Source organism: Pseudomonas algeriensis, from assembly GCF_048847255.1.
Lineage (GTDB): Bacteria > Pseudomonadota > Gammaproteobacteria > Pseudomonadales > Pseudomonadaceae > Aquipseudomonas.
In genome coordinates this window covers 16,759-37,362 of record NZ_JBKKRK010000008.1, presented here as the reverse complement: position 1 = coordinate 37,362, position 20,604 = coordinate 16,759, and the positions used below count along the sequence as shown (strand labels likewise).

The window sequence follows — 20,604 nt, the reverse complement described above, 5'->3', positions numbered from 1 at the left end:
ATGTCATTCAATCATTACTACCAGAGTGAACTCACTGCGCTTCGGCAGTTGGGCCGGCGTTTTGCCGAGCGAAATCCCGCTCTGGCACCGTTCCTGGGGCAGGCGGGACGTGATCCTGATGTCGAGCGGTTGCTCGAAGGGGTCGCTTTCCTTACCGGGCGCTTGCGCCAGAAGCTCGATGATGAGCTACCGGAGTTGAGCCATTCCCTGATGCAGTTGCTGTGGCCGAATTACATGCGGCCCCTACCAGCTTTCAGCATGTTGCAGTTCGATCCGCTGCAGCGAACAGGCCCCGCAGTACATGTGGAGCGTGATACTCCGGTCGAAAGCGTCCCTGTCCAGGAAGTGCGTTGTCGTTTCCGTACGTGTTACCCAACCGAGGTGCTCTCGCTAGACCTGACTGGGCTCAGCTACTCGATTAAAGGCGAGGGTTCATTGTTAAACCTGCGTCTGCAAATGCAATGCAACGGCCACTTGGGCGAATTGAAGTTGAGTCATTTGCGCCTTCACCTGGCCGGCGAGCGTTATGTCAGCCAGATGCTCTATTTCAATCTGTTGCGCAATCTAAAAAGCATCCAGTTGGTTCCACTGGATGGGGAAGGGCATGTCGTAAACGACATGAACGGAGTCCCGCTGACATTCAGCATCTGCGCCGATAAAGTCCAGCCGGTGGGGTTTGCGGAAGAGCATGCGTTGGTACCCTATCCATTAAATACTTTTCGCGGCTACCGGTATCTGCAGGAATACTATGCCTTCCAGGACAAGTTTCTATTCGTCGATGTCAATGGTCTAGACGTACTCAACGCTTTGCCGCAGGACGCGCTGAAGCAGATGCGAGGATTGGACCTGCGTTTCGATATCGGTAGGAGTGGCGCCCAGCGGTTACGTCCGACTAAGGACAATGTGAAGCTCTACTGCACGCCTATCGTCAATCTTTTCAAACATGACGCTCAGCCGATTCGTCTGGATGGAAAACAGGACGAGTATCTCCTTTTGCCCGCTCAATACAACCCGGAACACTGCGGGGTATTCTCAGTCGAGAGCGTCGTTGGTTGGAGTCCCGGTGGCCTGGGTTACGACACTTATTTGCCGTTCGAGTCTTTCGAGCACGACTCAAATTCTGATGCTTCTGGCAAGCGCGCATATTACAGCGTCCGGCAGCGCCCGTCCGTTCTTCACGGTGGCCTGGACACTTGCCTGGGCTTTGGCGGCCGGCACAACCCAGCTGACGAAACCCTTTCCATAGAATTGATGTGTACCAACCGGAACCTGCCGTGCCAGCTGAAGCCGGGCGATATCAACCAGCCAGGTGAAAAAAGCCCGGAATCGCTAAGTTTCCGCAATATTGGCCCCGTTACGCCAAGCTTTGCGCCCCCCTTGGATAATGACTTCCTCTGGAAGCTCATCAGCAACATGTCGCTTAACTACCTATCGCTGGCCGACGTCAACGCGTTAAAGGTAATACTCGAAACTTATGATTTTCCGCGCTACTTCGACGAGCAAACACAGAAGGTCAGCAAACGTTTACTAGATAGCCTGAAGTCGATCAGGCATTGCCATACGGATCGACTCCATCATGGTTTACCGGTTCGTGGGTTATGTACAGAGCTGACAGTCGACCCGCAAGGATATATCGGTGAAGGCGACTTGTTTCTCTTTGCTTCGGTTCTCAATGAGTTTTTTGCGCTTTATGCGAGCCTGAATTCGTATCACGAGTTGCGGGTGAACAGCACACAGGGAGAGGTGTATCAATGGTTACCCCGCATGGGCCAGCAGCCGCTTCTATAAGCGCGCTGACGCGAGGAATACGCGAGTATTCGTTATTTCAGGCGGTGCTGCTGATTATTGATCGGCTGCGCGAAAGCCATCCTTATCTGAACGACGAGGAACTGTACGATCAATTGGAATTCCAGGCCAACCCAAGCCTCGGGTTTCCAGCCAGCGATGTCGAGCGTGTGGTTTTTTTCGAAGAACACGGACAGGCACGGGCTCGTCTGAGCATCAATCTGATTAGCCTGGTGGGCTCCGGATCGCCTTTACCGGCCTTTTACAGCGAACAGGCCTTAAGTGTCGAAGATATCAATCCGACGCGCCAGTTCCTCGATCTTTTCCACGATCGCCTCCAACGGTTGATGTTGCCGATCTGGCGCAAGTACCGCTATTGCGCAAGTTTTCAAAGCGGTGCTCGGGACGCGTTTTCCGAGCAGCTATTCGCACTGATTGGCTTGAGGGGCGAAAAAATTCGCAAAGCCACGCAATTGAACTGGAAGCGGCTGCTGCCGTACCTCGGTTTGTTGAGCCTGCGTGCTCACTCGGCGGCTTTGATCGAAGCTGTGCTGCGCTATTACTTCAAACACCCCGAGCTGAACCTTGAGCAGTGTGTAGAGCGTCGAGTAAACATTATTGCCGAGCAACGCAATCGGCTGGGAATGGCCAATAGTTTGTTAAGCGAAGAACTGGTGCTCGGCGCTCAAGTTCGGGATCGCAGCGGCAAGTTCAGGATTCACATCGCGGAGCTGGACTGGCAACGTTTTCATGAGTTTCTTCCGATTGGTATGGGTTACCAGCCTCTCTGCGCGTTGGTGCGATTTACCCTGCGCGACCCTCTTGAATATGACATCCGCCTGGTCTTGCAAAAGGACGAAATAAGGGCGCTCAGCATCGGAGAGCGGAACACCTGCCGCTTGGGATGGACCAGTTGGCTGGGACATGAGCGAGCCGATGGCGCGGTGATTCTTGGCAGCAACATTCATCAGGAGCGACTCACATGATCGACGTAAACCTCCAACAGCTCATCCAGGCGCTCGATGCTGATAGCCGACGCGAATTGGAGCGTTCTGCCGAGCGATGTGTTGAGCGTGGCGCGAGTAAAGTCCTGGTAGAGGATCTGTTGCTTAGCCTGCTAGAGCGAAGCCAAGGCCTACTCGGGCGAGCCTTACAAGACGCTGGGGTGAGCGCAGGCGAGCTGATCGCGATTCTGCAGCCACGAACAGAGGATGGCACGTCGCGTAATCCAGTATTTGCCCCCGAGCTGATCCAATGGCTACAGGATGCGTTGCTTTTGGCGAATCTCGAGCTAGGTCAGAGCATCGTGAATGAGGCTGCTTTGATCCTGGCGTTGATACGGAATCCGGCTCGCCACGCAGGCACTCGTTTCCAGCCACTACTAGCCCGATTGAACATCGAACGACTGAAAGAATTCGCTTTGTCAGGTCAAGCTCAAACGGGGACTGAACTATCCAAAGCTCCAGATGAGTCGCTCCTTGAGCGTTTCACTCACAACCTGACCCAACAGGCCCGTGACGGCAAGCTGGACCCGGTGCTTTGTCGAGACGGGGAAATTGGACAGCTGATCGATATCCTATCTCGTCGCCGCAAAAACAATCCTATCGTGGTCGGTGAGGCAGGGGTGGGAAAGACTGCGGTTGTGGAAGGGTTAGCTCTGCGCATCGCAGCAGGTGAAGTGCCACCGGGGCTTGAGCGAGCAGAGATCCTGACGCTGGATATGGGCTTGCTGCAGGCTGGAGCGAGTATCAGGGGGGAGTTTGAACGTCGTCTCAAAGGTGTAATCGACATCGTCAAGGCTTCGCCTGATTCCGTCATTTTATTCATCGACGAAGCCCATACATTGATTGGCGCAGGCGCAAGCTCCGGAGGGACCGACGCGGCTAACCTGCTCAAACCGGCTTTGGCCCGGGGGGAGCTGCGCACGATCGCGGCTACTACATGGACTGAGTACAAAAAATACTTCGAGAAGGATCCGGCTCTTGCTCGTCGGTTCCAGCCTGTGCAGTTGCGCGAGCCGGCGATCGGCGATGCGGTGACCATCTTACGTGGTCTGGCGCGATTGTATGAGGCGACCCATGGGATTTATCTGCGCGATGATGCGGTGGTTGCCGCGGCCCATCTGTCGGCCCGCTACCTGGCGGGGCGCCAACTGCCGGACAAGGCTGTCGATGTGCTTGATACCGCTTGTGCTCGTGTACGCATCAGTCTGGCTGCCGCCCCGCAACGCCTTGAGCGCTTGCGCGGCGAATTGGCCGAGGAGGAGCGGCGATACCAGGCGTTGCGGCGCGATGCTCAGGCCGGTTTGACAGTTGATCTTCAAGCGTTGCAATTGCTGCAAACACGATTGGAAGCTCTCAAAGACGAATGCCAGGCATTGGAAGCGCAGTGGTCCGAACAGCGAACTCTGGCCGAACGCCTGTTATCGCTGCGTCGACAAATTTCCGAGGCCGGGGAACAACATACGAACGAGGTCTTGGAAACCGCGTTACATGTTACTCACAGCGCTTTGTTGGTCGCACAGACGCAGGAACGCCTCGTCAGCTTTGAAGTATGTCCGCGACTGGTGGCTGAAGTAATCAGCGCATGGACTGGCGTACCGCTGACGCAGCTGGCATATGAGCACAATATAAAAATCGCCCGTTTCTCGGCTGACTTGCGAACCCGTATCCGGGGGCAGGAACCAGCCGTGCAAGCACTCGACCGAGCGATGCGTGCCGCCGCTGCTGGCTTGAACAAACCTGACGCGCCAGCAGGCGTGTTTTTGTTGGTCGGGCCTAGTGGTGTGGGCAAGACCGAAACGGCCTTGGCCCTGGCTGAACTCTTATATGGAGGTGATCGTTTTATAACGACCCTCAACATGGCCGAATTCCAGGAAAAACATACCGTATCGCGGTTGATTGGCGCGCCACCGGGCTATGTCGGGTTCGGCGAAGGAGGCATGCTTACCGAAGCAGTCAGGCGAATGCCCTATTCAGTTGTATTGCTCGATGAGGTCGAGAAAGCCGATCCGGATGTACTTAATCTGTTCTATCAAATTTTCGACAAAGGCCTGGCCAATGATGGGGAAGGAAGGGAGATAAACTTTCGCAACACGCTCATTTTGATGACTTCGAATCTGGGCAGTGAGCGCATTCGCGATTTGTGTGCAAACGGCAGGCAGCCGAGTGCTGAATGCCTAGAAGAAGCCATTCGTCCATTGCTTAGCAGCCATTTCCAACCCGCTTTACTGGCCCGTATGTGCGTGGTGCCCTATTACCCGATAAGCAAAAAGGTAATGCGCGAGCTGGTGGAGCTGAAACTGGTTCGTTTGGGCGAGCGATTGAAGCGTCGCCAGTTGAGCTTCAGTTTTTGCGCGCGACTTGTTGATTATTTGGTCGAGCGCTGCGTTTGCAGCGAAAGTGGTGCCCGCTTCATTGACCAACTGCTTGACTTGCACTTGATGCCCGGGCTGGCCGACGGCCTGCTCGCAGCGATGGCGGACGGTGAAAAGCCGCAGAAGGTGCGAGCCATTCTTAATGGTCAGGCCACCATAGCTTGCGAGTTCACTTAATGGGCGCGCTTGTCACGCAGGAGTCCCAACCGCTGGCTTATGCCGAGGCCCTTTTGGCACTTTTTTACAGCCTTTCGCGATCAACGGACGAGGTGTCTCTGCTCGAGGCGTTCGTCAAGGGCGCGGCGCGGTTAAGTGGTTGTGAACTGGCTCAGTTGTATTTGCTCGATTCCAAACAATCCCGGTTGGAAATTCACAGCGAGTGCCTTGGCGAGCGATTGCAGTTTCGGGACCGGAGCGGCCTACCTTGCGATTACAACCACGAACAGTTGCTGCAATTCGCCCTGAGCCAAAATCGTGTGGTTTGCCTCGATGCACTGTCCGGCAGCTTGCACAGCACAAATTTTCTGCCGGTCCATGTCATGCCGTGGCAGTCGTTGTTATGCGTGCCACTTGTCACTACGCCCGGAGCAGTCAACGGGTTGTTGCTATGCGCCAGCGCCAGACATATCGACTTGGCTGGATTCGCGGAATCTCTGGGGCACTTGGGAGCGTTCGCCCTTAGTCAGATTAGCTTATTGCGGCGCCAGCGCCTTCCTGTACCCGCCGACTTACCAGCTGTTACCAACGTATCGAACGCTGACCGCTTCGGCCTGATTGGCAGGAGTGCGGCAATGCGTCAGACCTGCTTGTTGATCGGCAAAGTCATAAATAGCCCTTATACCGTCTTGCTGTGTGGCGAGACTGGTACCGGCAAGGAGGTGGTAGCCCGCGCCATTCACGATCATGGGCCGCGCAGAACCGAGGCGTTTATTGTCCAGAATTGCGCGGCGCTCCCGGAACATCTTTTGGAAAGCGAACTGTTCGGTTACCGAAAAGGCGCATTCACTGGCGCTGACCGTGACCGTACTGGCCTGTTCGACGCGGCTGACAAAGGTACATTGCTGCTCGACGAGATCGGTGACATGCCTCTATCCCTCCAGGCCAAGCTACTGCGAGTTTTGCAGGAAGGTGAAGTTCGTCCGCTGGGGTCAAACCACACCCACACAATTGATGTGCGCATCGTCGCCGCCACCCATCGGGACCTTAAGGTTCTGATGAAGGAGGGCAAGTTCAGGGAAGACTTGTATTACCGAATCGCGCAGTTCCCTATCCAATTACCGGCGTTGCGCCATCGCGGCCCTGACATCATCGAATTGGCACGGCACTTTACCGAAAAGGCTTGCGCGCTCCTGAAGCGAGATAGCGTGTACTGGTCAGATGCCGCGCTGGCTCATCTGGCTGCCTATGATTTTCCAGGAAACATCCGCGAACTCAAGGGCATCGTGGAAAGAGCAGTGCTGTTGTGCGAAGGCAGAGAGCTGCTGGTCGAGCATTTTGCGCTGCACATCAAAAATCCATCCGATCAAGGCCGCGTAAGTCTTCGCGAACGGCTGGAACAGATCGAGCGTAACTTGGTGATTGATTGCCTACGCAAGAATGCCGGCAACCAAACCATTGCTGCGCAAGAACTCGGTCTGCCGCGACGTACGCTCTTGTATCGAATGAGCCGCCTGAAAATACGCCGCAAGGATGCCGAAAATTAATCTTCGCGGCTTTCCATCCGTATCGATTCCATTCATTTATTTCGGAAAACTTCGAATGCTTGTCCGTGCTCTGCCGATCGTACTGCTGACTTTTATCGGGTTGCTTGGCCTCGGTGGTTGTAGTGGCAACTTCAAATTCACTGACCGCGATTATCGCCCCCTGGGTGATCCGCAAGCGGTCAATCGCGGCAAGTGACAGCAAGGAGCACCATTCATGGAAGTTGTTTTTGAAGTGCTGAGCGCCAACCAATTCATTGCCCCTGATCTTTGCCGAAAACGCTTTGGCGCGGATGGCGGGGTGATTGGCCGGGGAGAGGATTGTGACTGGATGATCCCCGACCGTGAGCGGCTCCTGTCCAAGCGTCATGCGGGGGTGAGTTTCGACAACGGAACGTTTTTCCTGACTGACAGCAGTGGCAACGGTGTACTCGATCGTAAAAGCGGCTCGCGGCTGCCCAAGGGCGAGCCGGTACGTATCACGGACGGCGACGTCTTCATCATGGGAGGGTATGTGGTTCAGGCCCGGGTCGTTGTAGAGAAAATGACCTGCGCTTTGGAAGCCAACCGGTCGGCACCGCTAGGTAACCTCGTTCCGGATGATGCATTTCTCAACCTGGACCCGTTGAGGGCGTTGGACCGGGAGGAGCATGTTTTTTCTGAAATGGACGAACTGAACGACCTTTCCCTGACGACTTCGCACGCGTTGTTACGCTCGGATCATGCATGCGTTGACGTGGAAAATTTGGTGTTGCCGAAGCTGATCGAGGTCGAGCCGGAGCCACCCCTGCCTTACGACCCGTCGGGGTCATCTAGTGAGGGGTTCTGGCAACGCTTCGGCTCCTCGCTGGGCATGGACCTGAATGATCTGGACCAAGAGGCGCGCGAAGCGTTGGCCATAAAGGTCGGATCGTTGCTCAAGCAAAGCGTTGAAGGCCTGCAGCAAGGCTTGCGCACCCGTTCGGAGTTAAAGGGCGAGCTTCGCCTGGCCCATACCCTCGCCCAAGGTGGCCAGCAGAACCCGTTGAAGCACTGCGATGACGCTTTGCACGCATTGTTGCAGCCAACTGCGCCTGGCCAGTTACCAGCCAGCAAGGCTATCGCTAGTGCCTTTCGCAGCCTGCAGGCTCATCAAGTGGCTTTGTTCGTTGCCAGCCGCGCCACCCTGCGCTCAACCCTCGATTACTTTTCACCCCGGCAACTGGTTCTTCGCCTGAAGCGCGAGCAACCGTCGCTATTACATACATCGGGTCGCTACTGGCGAGCTTACGGCCGCCACCATCAGTCGCTATGTCAAGACGATGACTGGACTGAACGCTTGCTGGCCCGTGATTTCGCCAAAGCTTATGAGGAACAAGTCCGTCTGATTTCCACGCTGCAACACGACTGTCAGGGATGAAGTATATGCATTACAGAACTTTGCTTTTGTGCCGAACCCTAGCGCTTATCGCCACGACGCTGCTATCAGGATGCGCCACGCTGTCACCGTTCTCAACGATGACCAAGCTCAACGTGACGCTGGTTGCCAGCGACGAACTCAATCCGGATGTGAATGGACGGCCCTCGCCATTGGTAATGCGTTTTTTTGAACTCAAGCACCCGGTGGCTTTTGAAAACGCGGACTTTTTTAGCATCTATGATCGTGCCTGGGAGACCTTATCCCCCGATCTGCTCGCCAGCGAGGAATTGGAATTACGCCCAGGCGAAACCGTCACGCTCAGATTCGCCATGGCAGATAGCGGTCGTTACGTTGGCGTGTTGGCGGCGTATCGTGACCTCCCGCATACGCAATGGCGCTACACACTGCCGGTCGCTGTTGCGCGAGTGAATGAGGCGAATCTGGCTCTCAATGAAGATGGTATCGCTAGTTTTACCAAAGGCCTTGCCAGGGCTGACGACAAATGAACCACGATAAGGTGATCTGGCAGGAAGGGATGTTGCTACGACCGCAACATTTGCAACACAACGATCGACATTTCGACCACCAGTTGAAAGCCCGTACTCGGCTGCTGGGCGGTTACGCCTGGGGTTTCCTTTCGTTGGAAATCGATTTGCAATTTCTCCATATGGGGCGGCTGGTGATCAGCAGTGCTTCGGGCGTCCTGCCAGATGGCAGTCTGTTCGAATTGAGCAGCAACACTGAGCCGTTGGTCCTGGAAGTATCACCCAACACCTGCAACAAACCGATCTATCTCGCTCTGCCTCTGATGGCTGGCAATCACATAGAGTCCCGCTGCCCAGCACAAACAGATGTGTTGGCGCGTTACATCACCTACGAGGTGCAAGTAGCGGACTCCAATGCGGCGGATACTTCCAGCAGCCAGATAAGCTGTGGTCGCTTGGACTTTCGCCTTCTACTGGGTGAACAACAAGGTGATCAGGCTTTTGTAAAACTCAAGCTCTGCGATGTTCTCGATACTACGCCTGATGGTTTGATCAGACTCGATCCGGATTTTGTCCCGACGTTTATCCAGATCAAATCCTCTGCCTATCTTCTATCCTGCCTCAAGGAGGTCATCGGCATGCTTGGTCATCGGGGCGAGAGTCTTGCCGAGCGACTTCGCTCCAGCGGGAAAGCGGGCGGTGCTCAAGTTGGCGATTTCATGATGCTTCAAATGATCAACCGCACCGAATTGTTGCTGCGCCATTATCAGGAGCTGGAGCAGATTCATCCCGAAACGCTATATCGGACGCTGTTGGCGCTGCTAGGCGATTTGGCAGTTTTTTCTACAGATAGCAAGCGCCCATCGTTCGACAACCGCTATCACCACAGCGACCAGGGAAGATGCTTTCGGGACCTCATGTGTTCGATGCGCCAAGTATTGTCGATGGTACTCGAACAGCACGCCATTGAGCTGCAATTGCAGGCTCGGCAGTACGGTATCAGCGTTTCGCCGGTGAATGATTTTTCTCTGCTGGACTCGGCTTCGTTCGTATTGGCAGCCAGCGCCGATTGTGATGCCGAGGAGCTGCGCCGTCGCTTACCCTCCCATTTGAAAATCGCTCCGGTGGAGCGTATCCGCCAGTTAGTCAATTTGCATTTGCCAGGTATCAGGATCAGGGCTCTTCCCGTAGCGCCGCGGCAGATCGCGTTTCATGCCAATAAAGTTTATTTCATTCTCGAGCCCAGCGCCGAAGACCTTGTTCAAGTGAAGCGCTCCGCGGGGTTTGCGTTTCACATTTCGGGTGAATTTGCCGAGCTTGAACTGAATTTTTGGGCCATTAGGAACTGATCAAATGGATAAGGAAAATCCTCAGGACGAAACAACTGTCCTGCTAGATCATCATGGAAAGCGCCCCATATCCGGGCCGCTGACCGACACCGCTGCGCTACGTATTGAACAGTTGGAGGAGCGAATGATCTACGCCGCCCGTCAACGGCGATCTCCGAGATTCGCTCCCAGCCTCAATCCGTTGGTAGCGGCAGCGTCCGGGTTGTTGTCGCAGATCCTGCTACTCAGGCGAATCAATGAAAGACTCGATCCTAAAAAGCTCAAGCAAGAGCTGTCCTTGGAATTGAAACAATTTGAAGCCTTGGCGAGAAGGGACAATGTTGAGGAAAGCCAGTTGGTCGCCGCCCGCTATGTGTTATGCACAGTGCTCGATGAGTCGGTCGTCGCCACATCGTGGGGCAGTGAAAGTGGCTGGTCGCAGATAAGCCTGCTAAGCAGCTTTCACAACGAGACGTTCGGTGGCGAGAAGGTGTTCCAATTACTTGATCGTTTATCGAAAGATCCAGCCAAACACTTGTATTTACTTGAATTGTTATACCTGTGCCTATCGTTGGGCTTTGAAGGTAAATATCGCGTTCAAGCCCGGGGAGAATTTGAGCTAGAAGGGATCCGTGACGCGCTGTACCGCGCGATCAGGCAGGTACGTGGTGAAGTTCCCAGTCCCTTGTCAGCCCACCTTGAAAGCTCCAAAGCTGAGCCCATCAAACCATTGCCTATGGTGCCTTTCTGGGGGGTGACGGTTTTCACGCTGATTAGTTTAGGTGTGATCTATTCGGGTTTTGCCTGGGTGTTGAGTGAGCAGCGCGTAAACATATTGCAACCTTATCAATCGCCAGAGTCGTTAATTGCTCAGCCGCTGCTGTAACAGGGACGTGTCATGAAATTGCTTTTCAGGAAAATTGGTGCCTGGTTGTCCCAGGCTTGGGTCTGGACGCTGTCATGCGTATTGAGCGTGTGCTTGTTGGTGTGGCTTTTGGGGCCGCTTTTTGCGGTGAATGACTACAAGTTCTGGGCTAGCCCCACGGCACGTCTGCTTACGATCAGCGCGTTGTTCCTGGGTTGGGGGCTGGGAATGGTTTGGTTCGATCGGCGAGCCGGTACAACAAGGCGGGCCAGGCAGGCTGCCGTTTCCCCTCCTGGCGCGCTCGACCAAGCCAGGATTGACGACGACCGACGCGAACTGCGCACGCGCTTCAAGGAGGCTACGAGAGCGTTACGCGCCTCAACGTTCCATTCCGGTCTTGGCAGACGCGGACGCAGTGACCTGCCTTGGTACTTATTGGTGGGCCCCGTCGCTAGCGGAAAAACCAGTCTGCTCGGTTCCTCGGGTCTTGATCTATCGCTCAGCCGGCGTGAGCGAAGGCCAGCTGACATATCCGGCACGCACAGCTGTGACTGGTATTTCGCAGAGCAAGCGGTGTTGATCGATACTCCTGGGCGCTATTTGACCCAGTTGGAAATAGACGCCGACGCCAGTGCCTGGAGCGGTTTGCTCGAGCTGCTGCGCAAGCGTCGTCGTAACCGACCGCTGTGCGGCATCCTGGTAACAGTGCCTGTCGAAACTTTGTTGATGGGAAGTGAAGAAGAGATCGCCACGCTGTCTTGGCAGATTCGGGGGCGTCTTCAGGAAGTTCGACGGCAGCTGCGCGCTGATGTGCCTATTTATCTGATCCTAAGCAAAGCTGACAGTTTGATTGGGTTCAAGGAGTTCTTTGATTCTTTGACGCGGGAAGAACGTGACCAAGTGTTGGGCGCCAGTTGTAGTCGAGACCAACACGACAGCAACGTGGAGGTGTTGCGAGCCGAGTTCGAGGCATTGCTGCGTCGGATCAACAGCCAGGTACTCATGCGTCTGCACGGGGAGCGCGACATTGTACGGCGTGGCTTGATCCTGGATTTCCCACAGCAGTTGGCACAGATCGGTCCGCAGATCAGCTCGGTAGTCGAACTGATTTTAAGCGGGGACACCTGCCCGCTGCGAGGCGTTTACTTGACCTCTGCCTCCGGCCCTGACCATGCGGGAGCTGGTATTTCGATGAGGGCTGCGCCCCGGAGGGACGATCGCAACGGCTATTTTATCCATCACTTGCTTACCAAGGTCATCTTCCCTGAAGCCGGCCTGACGTGTCTTGATCAGCGAGGACGCAGTCGTGTTTATTGGGGGCAGCGCGCGATGTACATCGGTGCGCTGATGACTTTGAGTTTATTTGGATTGTTATGGGCCAACGGTTTCACTGCCAACAATGAACGCTTGGAAAATTTGCGTGAGTTGACTCAACGTTGGGAGCAGCACTCATCGCAAGTCACCGACGATGATTTGATCGTAACTTTGGAATCGCTTGATCTCCGTCTCGAGGCGGCACGAGTTTTTCCTCCCGAAACAGGCGTGTCGTTATACGAGCGTGGCGGGCTTTATCAAGGTGCTGCAGTTGGCCCCACAGTGCTCAAGGCTTATGAGCATGAACTGATGTCGCAACTGTTACCTCGGGTTGCGCAGATGTTGGAAGAGCAAATCCGCAGCAACCTAAATGAGCGCGACCGGGTATTAAACAGCCTGCGCGCATATTTGATGCTGGCCCTGCCGGAACGTCGCGATGCCGCCTGGCTCAGGGCTTGGGTCGCCCAGGCTTGGTCGCTGCGTTACCCCGGTGATGCGTCCATACAAGATGGGTTGAATGGCCATTTCGGACGCCTATTGGAGCAACCTTTCGTTCATGGCCTCGACGAATCACTGGTGAACTTGGCTAGGAAGACACTGCGGAGTGAATCCCTGGCGGCTGTTGTTTACCGCATGCTGCGTGATCAGGCCAACCATCTGCCTCATTACAGACTTAGCCAGCATTTGGGACCGCAGGGGTCGTTGCTGGTAGGCACTGATCACATCATTCCGGGCTTTTATACCCGCCAGGGTTACGAGCAGTACTTCTCGATTCAGGGCGTGGCGCTGATTACTGGACTGCTACGTGACGATTGGGTCCTTGGGGAGGGGGCAAGTCTTACAAGCTTGGACTTGCGCCGTATGCGGATAGAGCTCGAACAGTTGTATTTTCGCGACTATGCAAATCTCTGGAGCGAGGCGGTCGGTCAGGTCGCGCTGCAGCCGATTCACGGCGCAGGCGAAGTCGCCGACCAATTGGCGGGCCTGACTTCAGCCCATTCACCTGTATTGCACTTGCTGATACAGGTGCGTGAGAACACCAGGATTGGGGGGATCGTCGAGCGTATGGACGACGCTTCGCAGGCGGCAGTGAACACTGGCCAGATTGCCTCCGTCGCAAGCAAAGTCTCCGATTCGGTGAGGCGGGATCTGCCGGACACGGGACAGAAATCCTTGCAACGGCGTTTCGAACCATTGCACCGTTTGCTGGATACAGACAACGGCCCGGACGCGGACCTGACCTTGGCACTTCGGGCCCTCGACGACACCCAAACCCAATTTGCGAACCTAGTTCGTGCAAGTGCGCCGGAGCAAGCCGCCTACGAACTGGCGAGACATCGGATGGCTGGCCAGAGCGATGCACTGAGTGAAATGCGTAGGGCGTCTACACGCTTGCCACACCCAGTCAATCAATGGTTCAGCGGGCTGGCCGAGGATAGTTGGCGCTTGGTACTAAAGGATTCATACCGCTACCTGAACGAGCGCTATCAAAGCGAGCTCTATGGTTTTTATCGGAGGTCAATCAACAAGCGGTATCCGTTCAATGCCCACGGCACCAGCGATGTCGCTATCAATGATTTTCAGGAGTTCTTCAAAGGCCAAGGCGTTGCTGACCGATTTTTTGAAAGCTATATGCGTCCATTCGTCGACGGTCAACCAGGGCATTATCGAGTGCGCACTATTGACGGCCAGAGCTTGCCTATAACCAAAACCTTTCTTGAGCAGATGGCGAGCATACATACCATCCGCCAGAGCTTTTTCCTGGAAAGCCGTGCCGAGCCACAAGTGCATTTCAAGCTCGAGCCATACACGCTCGACCCGTCAGTAAGTCGAGCTGAGTTCCGCTTTGGTGATAAAACGCTGGAGTACCGTCACGGCCCCATACAGTCAGTAGCCTTTACCTGGCCAAGTGAGGAGCAGGGCGGCAGGACATCTCTTGTGCTGGATAAAATGGCCGGAGGGCGAGGGATCGGCGTTGAGAAGAATACCGGGCCATGGTCATTGTTTCGTTTGCTCGATTTGATGCAGACGGAATACCTGACGGGCCGTGACGTACGCGTGCTCAAGGCTGATGTCGGCGGCATGCGCGCCAATTATTTGTTGATAAGCCAGCGCACGCCGAACCCTTTCGACATGGCCGTGCTACGTACTTTCAGAATGCCGGTACAGCTCTGATGCATTACGCAGGCCACTGGCGTAGCGCCGCTCGCACCGATCCCGGCAAGGTCCGCCGGCGAAACGAGGACGCTTTCCTGGACAGCCCACGGCTGGGGTTATGGGCGGTCGCCGACGGGATGGGCGGTCATTCGAATGGCGATATCGCCAGCCAGTTGATCGTTTCCAACCTGGCTGAGTTGCCCCTGTATCGAGATATCGATCAGCGTTCGAGAGCCGTGCGCCAGTGCCTGCACTGGACCAATCGACGTCTGAGCCAGGAGTTGACCGTCACCGCTGAAAATTCACTCGGCATCATGGGTAGCACGGTGGTAGTGCTGTTGCTGGAAGGTAATCGTGCTGTTTGTATCTGGGCAGGCGACAGTCGTTGTTATCTATGGCGTAACCGACGGCTCTATCAATTATCCAAGGATCATTCATTGCGCCAGCAATTGGTGGATCAGCGGCTGGTTGGCCTTGACGAGGCAAATGCCCATCCTGCGGGCAACGCATTGACTCGTGCGGTAGGAGCCTCGCAGGAGTTGAGGCTTGAAATACTCGAATTCGATGTTCGTTGTGGCGATGCTTTTTTGCTGTGCAGCGACGGTTTGTATCAGGAATTGAGCAGCCAGAAGCTGGGCGAGGCAATGAGCCTGATGTCACCCAACAAGGTAATGGCGCAGCTTTTCGAGGGGGTCTTGAGCGGATCGGCGCGGGATAACCTGACGGCCGTAATGATTGGCGAATGAAAAGTCCTGAGGCAGCCCCCGAATTCCGGGACAGCGACGAGAATCATTTCAGCGCTTCTCTTTTTGCCGAAACATCGAGTGTCGCGGTACCGAGCCCGCACACTACTGGCGAAACGCCAGAGATATTTGCAGGACGTTACTGTCTCGAGCGTTTGCTCGGTGCTGGCGGTATGGGGGTTGTGTATCGGGCCCGGGACTTGCTGCATGAACAGTTTGGCGATCCGGATCCGTACATTGCGCTGAAGATACTCAGCGAGGAGTTCGACTCGTCCCCTGACGCCAGCGCGCTACTTTTTAGCGAATTTGCCCTGACGCGGCGTTTATTTCACCCTAACGTGCTGCGCCCATACACCTTCGCAGTGGATGCGGTTCATCGTAAGGCTTTTTTCACGATGGAGCTGATGCGCGGGCTGACCTTGGACAAATTGCTCTGCGAATGTCCGCTCGGTTTGCCATGGTCAGAGCTGAGGGCAATTGCATTGCCTCTGCTAGACGCCTTGGCATATATCCACAGTCGAGGTGTACTGCACGGCGATATCAAGCCAAGCAACATCATGTTGAGCGAAACGGGAGTGAGGCTGTTCGATTTTGGGCTGGGCACTGCGCAAGAAGGGCCGTTGAAAAACCTGCCTTCCTTGAACCGCCAGCGTCTCAAGGCCTGGACCCCGGGGTATGCCTCCCCCGAAGTACTTGAAGGCGCACCGCTCTCGGCTCATGCCGATCTGTACAGCCTGGCTTGCGTGCTCTACGAACTGGCGAGTGGCAAGCATCCATACCGGCGTTTGGCTTCATCTGAGGCCCGCGATACAGGGCTGGAACGCCAACTCAAGGTCCCGCGCAACATGCCCAGGCGTTGCTGGTCGGCATTACGCACAACGCTGGCCTTTGATCCAGCGCGGCGAAACCTCAGCGCCGCGCAGTTGCGTGAGGTTTGGGCCGGTGGTTCGTTCTGGTGGTAGAGGGGCTGGTTGGTATTCCCGGAATATGTATTGGCTGTTGGGCCGCGATCGCGAGCAGGCTCGCTCCCACCGGGGGGCTTGGCTGGGTTGAGGTTTTGGGCGTGCTCGCGATCAGGCTTTGTTCGTTTGCCGTCAATTGGTTGAGGCCAGCGCCTTCAGCGCTGCCTTGCGCTCTACGGTTGGCAAGCGGCCGAGTTTTTCCACCGCGCTGTAAAACGCCAGCCAATCCTCGCCCTCACGCTTGAATAACGCCCCGAACGCCGGCACCCATTGGTCGTACAGGCCGAACGGCAATATTCGGGCGTTGTTCAGGGGCGCGTAGATCCAGGCGTCGTAGCGTTTGTCGCCGGCCCATTGGCTGTCGCGTAGGTGCGCGTAGTCGGCGCGCAGGCGTTCGAATTCCTCGGCTTTGCGTTGGCGCATCTGCTCGGTCGGTAGGGGTTGGGCGTAGAGGGTTTCCAGCCGTTGGCGGGTGTCGAGGATCAACTGGATGAACTGGTCGCGCTGGCGCAATCGGTTGCCGTTGTCCGGCGCCAGGCCGCGATGGGCGCGCCATTGGCGGGTGCCTTCCTGCTCGACGAAGGTGGCGAATGATTCGTTGAACTCCGTGTCGTCCTTCACGTAGACGCGTTGGTGCGCCAGTTCATGAAAGATCAGCGTCGCCAGGCGTTCGTCGCCCCAATGCAGCATCGAACTGAGGATCGGGTCGTCGAACCAGCCCAGCGTCGAGTAGGCCTCTACGCCGGCAATCGACACATCCATGCCTCGCAAACGCTGCAAAGCGGCCTCGCCCCGGGCGGCGCCCTGGCTGTAATAGCCCCGATACGCTACGCAACCGGCGATGGGAAAACAGTGGGTTAGCGGGGCCAGGGAAAACTCCGGGGTGGCGAAGACGTTCCAGACGACGAAGGGGCGGCCGATGTCCGCGTACAGGCGATAGCTCTGGTTGTCGGGCAGGTGCAGGTGTGTGCTGGCGAACGCGCGGGCCTCACGGGCCTGAGCCAGATGGGTGCGCAATCCGGAATCACGGGTGGGGTCGGCAATGACCCGGTCGATGGGCTCGCGTGCTTGCAGCAGTCGCCATTGTCCGCTGGCGAGCTGGCCGTAATAACCGACGCTTGTACAACCGTTGAGTAACAAAAGCAGGAAGGCCGGAAACAAAATCCTGAAAACACGGTCGAGTAACCGATGGCGTGAACGCTGCCTGATCAATTTTGGAATCACCCTGGGAAGTCTGCCTCAAGACTATCTCGCCTGCCCGGAGCTTCGCTATGCGCGTGTTGATGCTGACAAGTGGCCTGTTGCTGCTGACCGGCTGTGCCGGTTTGCCCGATCCAGATCCCTCCCAGGCGTGGATTGACCTAGGTAACCATCGGGACACGGCGTTGCAAGCGTTGGAAGTCGATGACAAGGCATCCATCGACCGGCGTTATTTCGAGGTTCAACCGGGTAGCCATGAGCTGACGGTGCGTTATCAATTTGCCGTGGAGCCGGGCAACATCGGGCCAGATGCCGAGCCGCTGTGGCGCGATTGCCGGTTGAACGTAAAATTCAAGGATTTCAACGCGGGCCAGCGCTATCAGTTGCAAGCAGGCAGTATCGGGTTCCGGCCGTGGGCCAAGCTTTACGACCAACAGCGCAACGTGGTGGGCCAAGGCACGCCGGCAGGCTGCCAGCAAAGCTGATTGGCGCTATGCTCGGGGCCTGACTTCAGGAAATCATCATGCGCCTACCCACGTTGTTTTTGGCTCTTGCGACATTGAGCGGATGCGCGACGAGCCCATTGCCCGAGATGGACCCGAACATGGCCTGGGTCGACTTCGCCACCCCTATGCCGGGCGGCAAGCTGCTGATGGCTGAAAGCCTGGACGGCCAGCGGCTGCGGGACGGACGCTTTTTTCAGGTTTCACCCGGTAGCCACGAACTCAAGGTGCGCTTCGACTTCGAGGTGTTCGGCGCGGGCGGTGGGCTGGGCATGATGAACGACCCGAAGGAACGGCTGTGCTATCTGATCGTGCGCTACGACCATTTCGAGGCCGGCCAGCGTTATCGCCTGGAGGCTCGTAATCTGGCGTACTCCCCCAGTGCCCGGCTCTATAACGCCAAGCGTGAAATCGTTGCCGAGGATCGACAGGCCAATTGTTTGATGTAGCGCTGCCTAGCGGTCGTTCTTCTGGTAGATGATTTTCTTGGTGCCGTTATCGCAACTGCCCACCACCATGTTCTGGTCGTGGACTTCGTCGTTGGTGACGATTTCCAAGGTGTATGAGGACACGTTTGCGGCCTGGATCTTGGCTTCGATCTCTGCTTTCAATTCTTCGCAGGGCTTGGGTGCCGCGAGGGCCGATGTGGTCAGTGCGCAACCGATGACTGCCAAGGCCAAACGTTTCATGCTCGAACTCCTCAATACAGCGCGCACGCCTGTGCGCTGAAACTGCAGACCTGCATTCGACCACAGTTGCCTTCGGGTAAATAGCGGATAAACCATAGAAGACCGCGGCCTCGGGAGACCGCGACCTTCTCGGTTCGTCAGTTCACCAGGGTCGCGTCCAGGGTGATGTTGGCGTTGAGCACCTTGGAAACCGGGCAACCTTCCTTGGCCTTGTTGCTCAGCTCTTCGAATTGCTGTTGGCTGGCGCCGGGAATCTTGGCTTTGAGAATCAGCTTGATCGCGGTGATCGCAAAGCCGCCGTCGACCTGGTCCAGGGTCACTTCGGCGTTGGTGTCGATGCTGTCGGCCTTGAGCCCGGCGTCGCCAAGGATCATCGAAAACGCCATGGAGAAGCAGCCCGCGTGGGCCGCGCCGATCAGTTCTTCAGGGTTGGTGCCCTTGCCGCCTTCAAAACGTGCCTTGAAACCATAGGGCGCTTCGCGCAACACGCCGGTTTCCGTGGAGATGGAGCCTATGCCGGTCTTCAGGTCACCTTCCCAGTGAGCCGATGCTTTCTTGACGATAGCCATGTGTGCCTCCTCATGATTCGGCGCGAGGGTTCGCGCCTGGGTATTTTTCAATGCCAGGATTGTGAGGATAGACCGGCCGATAAAGTTCACCCGGTCGATTAGTCGACTAATTTAGTAGGAAAATTCTTCGCTACTATTGAAACTCGGGTATATGCCCACATTCATAGGACACACCTAGAGAAACGGCAGGCTTTCGCCTACAGAAAAGCTCGTACGCCGTTGGAGATGCCGGCCCATGAAACAGCTGTCCGAAGTTAAATTTTCAACCCTCGACCTTGTGCCCGTCCGCGCTGACGGCAATGCAGCCCAGTCCCTGCGCAATTCCCTGGATTTGGCGCAGCACGTGGAAAAGTTTGGCTACACCCGTTTCTGGGTGGCGGAACACCACAACATGGACGGCATCGCCAGCTCCGCGACGGCGGTGTTGCTGGGCTACCTGGCGGGGGGGACGTCGACCATCCGCGTCGGCTCGGGCGGGGTGATGCTGCCCAACCACGCGCCGTTGGTGATCGCCGAACAGTTCGGCACCTTGGAAAGTCTATTTCCGGGCCGGATCGACCTTGGGTTGGGACGCGCCCCCGGTTCCGACCAGATGACCGCGCGTGCACTACGCCGCGAACGCTCCGGCAGTGCTGATGATTTCCCTGATGACGTGGCCGAACTGATGCGCTATCTCGGCCCGCGTACCCCCGACCAACGCATCATCGCCATGCCCGGCACGGGAACGAATGTACCGGTGTGGCTGTTGGGTTCTAGCCTGTTCAGTGCGCAGTTGGCCGGGGAGCGCGGTTTGCCCTACGCGTTCGCCTCCCATTTCGCACCGCGGTTCATGCACGAGGCGATTCGTGTTTATCGCAATCACTTCCAACCGTCGGCCGTACTCGACAAGCCGTACGTGATGCTCGGGGTGCCTTTGGTGGCGGCTGACACGGACGAGCAGGCCGATTACCTGGCGACGTCGGTGTACCAGCGGATCCTGGCATTGATGCGCGGCCAGAGCCTGGTGCAGCGCCCGCCGGTGGAAACCATGAATGGTCTATGGCTGCCCCATGAGAAGGAAGCGGTGGGGGATTTCCTTGGCCTGGCCATGATTGGCGGTCCTCAGAAGATCCGCGCCAAGTTGGAGGTGTTGATCGAACAGACTCAGGCCGATGAGCTGATCTTCACCAGCGACCTCTATGAGCACGCCGACCGCCTGCACTCGTATGAACTGCTGGCACAGGTCATGAAAGGCTGAGTCGCGGCCAATAAAAAGCCGACGCGATGCGTCGGCTTTGATCTGAGCGCGTTATCAGCTGCGTATGTAGACGATTTCTTTCGAACCGCCCTCACAGGTGCCGACGACTTTTCCGTCACCCGCTGCACCTTTATCGACGATCTCCAGCGAATAACCCGACACGCCTTTGGTATCGAGCTTCGCTGCGATTTCGCTCTTTAACTCCTCGCATGGCTTGCCGGCCGCAAACGCAGTACCCGCAAGGCTCAGCAAACCCAGGGCCACCATCAACTTCTTCATCGCTCGCACTCCT

At 56.4% G+C, this 20,604-nt stretch carries 19 protein-coding genes; 15 read left to right on the top strand and 4 right to left on the bottom strand.

The genetic code is table 11. From position 1 onward, the window contains the following. The 12 genes from tssF to ACLK1G_RS13945 are packed head-to-tail and all read left to right on the top strand — an operon-like array spanning position 1 to position 16,114. The gene (gene tssF, locus ACLK1G_RS14000; protein WP_420765961.1) at positions 1 to 1,788 is read left to right on the top strand and encodes a type VI secretion system baseplate subunit TssF; all 1,788 of its coding nucleotides are present in this window, start codon (positions 1 to 3) and stop codon (positions 1,786 to 1,788) included. Then, positions 1,752 to 2,771: a type VI secretion system baseplate subunit TssG gene (gene tssG, locus ACLK1G_RS13995; RefSeq protein ID WP_420765960.1), complete on the top strand. Its 1,020-nt coding sequence runs from the start codon at positions 1,752 to 1,754 to the stop codon at positions 2,769 to 2,771. Before tssF ends, tssG begins: the two co-directional genes overlap by 37 nt. Beyond that, positions 2,768 to 5,338, top strand: coding sequence for a type VI secretion system ATPase TssH (gene tssH, locus ACLK1G_RS13990; RefSeq protein WP_420765959.1), 2,571 nt, complete (start codon positions 2,768 to 2,770; stop codon positions 5,336 to 5,338). The genes tssG and tssH overlap by 4 nt, the downstream gene beginning before the upstream one ends. Further along, entirely contained in the window at positions 5,338 to 6,864 is a 1,527-nt protein-coding gene (locus ACLK1G_RS13985; protein ID WP_420765958.1) for a sigma-54 interaction domain-containing protein, read from the top strand. The genes tssH and ACLK1G_RS13985 overlap by 1 nt, the downstream gene beginning before the upstream one ends. Before the next feature lie 55 nt (positions 6,865 to 6,919). Then, entirely contained in the window at positions 6,920 to 7,060 is a 141-nt protein-coding gene (locus tag ACLK1G_RS13980) for a type VI secretion protein (RefSeq protein ID WP_420765957.1), read from the top strand. Between the two features lie 18 nt (positions 7,061 to 7,078). After that, positions 7,079 to 8,260 carry a type VI secretion system-associated FHA domain protein TagH gene (tagH, locus tag ACLK1G_RS13975; RefSeq protein ID WP_420765956.1) on the top strand — a complete coding sequence of 394 codons (1,182 nt, stop codon included), beginning with the start codon at positions 7,079 to 7,081 and terminating at the stop codon, positions 8,258 to 8,260. Positions 8,261 to 8,265: 5 nt separating this feature from the next. Then, the gene (gene tssJ / locus ACLK1G_RS13970) at positions 8,266 to 8,766 is read left to right on the top strand and encodes a type VI secretion system lipoprotein TssJ (protein WP_420765955.1); all 501 of its coding nucleotides are present in this window, start codon (positions 8,266 to 8,268) and stop codon (positions 8,764 to 8,766) included. After that, positions 8,763 to 10,094 carry a type VI secretion system baseplate subunit TssK gene (gene tssK, locus ACLK1G_RS13965; protein WP_420765954.1) on the top strand — a complete coding sequence of 444 codons (1,332 nt, stop codon included), beginning with the start codon at positions 8,763 to 8,765 and terminating at the stop codon, positions 10,092 to 10,094. The genes tssJ and tssK overlap by 4 nt, the downstream gene beginning before the upstream one ends. A gap of 4 nt (positions 10,095 to 10,098) precedes the next feature. Further along, positions 10,099 to 10,959 (top strand): type IVB secretion system protein IcmH/DotU, encoded by an 861-nt coding sequence (gene icmH, locus ACLK1G_RS13960; protein WP_420765953.1) that lies wholly within the window; start codon positions 10,099 to 10,101, stop codon positions 10,957 to 10,959. A 12-nt stretch (positions 10,960 to 10,971) separates the two neighbouring features. Further along, positions 10,972 to 14,427, top strand: coding sequence for a type VI secretion system membrane subunit TssM (gene tssM / locus ACLK1G_RS13955; RefSeq protein WP_420765952.1), 3,456 nt, complete (start codon positions 10,972 to 10,974; stop codon positions 14,425 to 14,427). Then, positions 14,427 to 15,155, top strand: coding sequence for a PP2C family protein-serine/threonine phosphatase (locus ACLK1G_RS13950; RefSeq protein WP_420765951.1), 729 nt, complete (start codon positions 14,427 to 14,429; stop codon positions 15,153 to 15,155). The genes tssM and ACLK1G_RS13950 overlap by 1 nt, the downstream gene beginning before the upstream one ends. Continuing rightward, a complete protein-coding gene (locus ACLK1G_RS13945; protein WP_420765950.1) occupies positions 15,152 to 16,114 on the top strand; it encodes a serine/threonine-protein kinase in 963 nt (320 codons plus the stop codon). The genes ACLK1G_RS13950 and ACLK1G_RS13945 overlap by 4 nt, the downstream gene beginning before the upstream one ends. Before the next feature lie 132 nt (positions 16,115 to 16,246). Here ACLK1G_RS13945 and ACLK1G_RS13940 read toward each other — a convergent pair whose 3' ends face one another. Beyond that, entirely contained in the window at positions 16,247 to 17,326 is a 1,080-nt protein-coding gene (locus ACLK1G_RS13940; protein ID WP_420765949.1) for an aminopeptidase, read from the bottom strand. Positions 17,327 to 17,385: 59 nt separating this feature from the next. Between ACLK1G_RS13940 and ACLK1G_RS13935 the strand changes: the two genes are divergently transcribed. Together ACLK1G_RS13935 and ACLK1G_RS13930 are read left to right on the top strand one after the other, a co-directional pair. Continuing rightward, positions 17,386 to 17,799, top strand: a complete 414-nt coding sequence (locus ACLK1G_RS13935; protein ID WP_420765948.1) for a PA0061/PA0062 family lipoprotein — start codon at positions 17,386 to 17,388, stop codon at positions 17,797 to 17,799. A gap of 38 nt (positions 17,800 to 17,837) precedes the next feature. Further along, the gene (locus ACLK1G_RS13930; RefSeq protein ID WP_420765947.1) at positions 17,838 to 18,266 is read left to right on the top strand and encodes a PA0061/PA0062 family lipoprotein; all 429 of its coding nucleotides are present in this window, start codon (positions 17,838 to 17,840) and stop codon (positions 18,264 to 18,266) included. 6 nt (positions 18,267 to 18,272) lie between these two features. Here the strand turns inward: ACLK1G_RS13930 and ACLK1G_RS13925 are convergent, their stop codons facing one another. Together ACLK1G_RS13925 and ACLK1G_RS13920 are read right to left on the bottom strand one after the other, a co-directional pair. Beyond that, positions 18,273 to 18,506 carry a DUF1161 domain-containing protein gene (locus ACLK1G_RS13925; protein ID WP_420765946.1) on the bottom strand — a complete coding sequence of 78 codons (234 nt, stop codon included), beginning with the start codon at positions 18,504 to 18,506 and terminating at the stop codon, positions 18,273 to 18,275. Between the two features lie 137 nt (positions 18,507 to 18,643). Beyond that, the gene (locus ACLK1G_RS13920) at positions 18,644 to 19,075 is read right to left on the bottom strand and encodes an OsmC family protein (protein WP_420765945.1); all 432 of its coding nucleotides are present in this window, start codon (positions 19,073 to 19,075) and stop codon (positions 18,644 to 18,646) included. Positions 19,076 to 19,310: 235 nt separating this feature from the next. Here ACLK1G_RS13920 and ACLK1G_RS13915 point away from each other — a divergent pair, with 235 nt between their 5' ends. Further along, the gene (locus ACLK1G_RS13915) at positions 19,311 to 20,312 is read left to right on the top strand and encodes an LLM class flavin-dependent oxidoreductase (protein WP_420765944.1); all 1,002 of its coding nucleotides are present in this window, start codon (positions 19,311 to 19,313) and stop codon (positions 20,310 to 20,312) included. Positions 20,313 to 20,366: 54 nt separating this feature from the next. On the opposite strand, the gene ACLK1G_RS13910 is transcribed toward ACLK1G_RS13915, so the two are convergent. Further along, the gene (locus ACLK1G_RS13910; protein ID WP_420765943.1) at positions 20,367 to 20,591 is read right to left on the bottom strand and encodes a DUF1161 domain-containing protein; all 225 of its coding nucleotides are present in this window, start codon (positions 20,589 to 20,591) and stop codon (positions 20,367 to 20,369) included. Positions 20,592 to 20,604 lie beyond the last annotated feature (13 nt).

Excerpts from the sequence above, each read along its gene's own strand:
- tssF (WP_420765961.1), top strand. The coding sequence starts at position 1 with ATGTCATTCAATCATTACTACCAGAGTGAACTCACTGCGCTTCGGCAG.
- tssG (WP_420765960.1), top strand. The coding sequence starts at position 1,752 with ATGGTTACCCCGCATGGGCCAGCAGCCGCTTCTATAAGCGCGCTGACG.
- tssH (WP_420765959.1), top strand. The coding sequence starts at position 2,768 with ATGATCGACGTAAACCTCCAACAGCTCATCCAGGCGCTCGATGCTGAT.
- ACLK1G_RS13985 (WP_420765958.1), top strand. The coding sequence starts at position 5,338 with ATGGGCGCGCTTGTCACGCAGGAGTCCCAACCGCTGGCTTATGCCGAG.
- ACLK1G_RS13980 (WP_420765957.1), top strand. The coding sequence starts at position 6,920 with ATGCTTGTCCGTGCTCTGCCGATCGTACTGCTGACTTTTATCGGGTTG.
- tagH (WP_420765956.1), top strand. The coding sequence starts at position 7,079 with ATGGAAGTTGTTTTTGAAGTGCTGAGCGCCAACCAATTCATTGCCCCT.
- tssJ (WP_420765955.1), top strand. The coding sequence starts at position 8,266 with ATGCATTACAGAACTTTGCTTTTGTGCCGAACCCTAGCGCTTATCGCC.
- tssK (WP_420765954.1), top strand. The coding sequence starts at position 8,763 with ATGAACCACGATAAGGTGATCTGGCAGGAAGGGATGTTGCTACGACCG.
- icmH (WP_420765953.1), top strand. The coding sequence starts at position 10,099 with ATGGATAAGGAAAATCCTCAGGACGAAACAACTGTCCTGCTAGATCAT.
- tssM (WP_420765952.1), top strand. The coding sequence starts at position 10,972 with ATGAAATTGCTTTTCAGGAAAATTGGTGCCTGGTTGTCCCAGGCTTGG.
- ACLK1G_RS13950 (WP_420765951.1), top strand. The coding sequence starts at position 14,427 with ATGCATTACGCAGGCCACTGGCGTAGCGCCGCTCGCACCGATCCCGGC.
- ACLK1G_RS13945 (WP_420765950.1), top strand. The coding sequence starts at position 15,152 with ATGAAAAGTCCTGAGGCAGCCCCCGAATTCCGGGACAGCGACGAGAAT.
- ACLK1G_RS13935 (WP_420765948.1), top strand. The coding sequence starts at position 17,386 with ATGCGCGTGTTGATGCTGACAAGTGGCCTGTTGCTGCTGACCGGCTGT.
- ACLK1G_RS13930 (WP_420765947.1), top strand. The coding sequence starts at position 17,838 with ATGCGCCTACCCACGTTGTTTTTGGCTCTTGCGACATTGAGCGGATGC.
- ACLK1G_RS13925 (WP_420765946.1), bottom strand. The coding sequence starts at position 18,506 with ATGAAACGTTTGGCCTTGGCAGTCATCGGTTGCGCACTGACCACATCG.
- ACLK1G_RS13920 (WP_420765945.1), bottom strand. The coding sequence starts at position 19,075 with ATGGCTATCGTCAAGAAAGCATCGGCTCACTGGGAAGGTGACCTGAAG.
- ACLK1G_RS13915 (WP_420765944.1), top strand. The coding sequence starts at position 19,311 with ATGAAACAGCTGTCCGAAGTTAAATTTTCAACCCTCGACCTTGTGCCC.
- ACLK1G_RS13910 (WP_420765943.1), bottom strand. The coding sequence starts at position 20,591 with ATGAAGAAGTTGATGGTGGCCCTGGGTTTGCTGAGCCTTGCGGGTACT.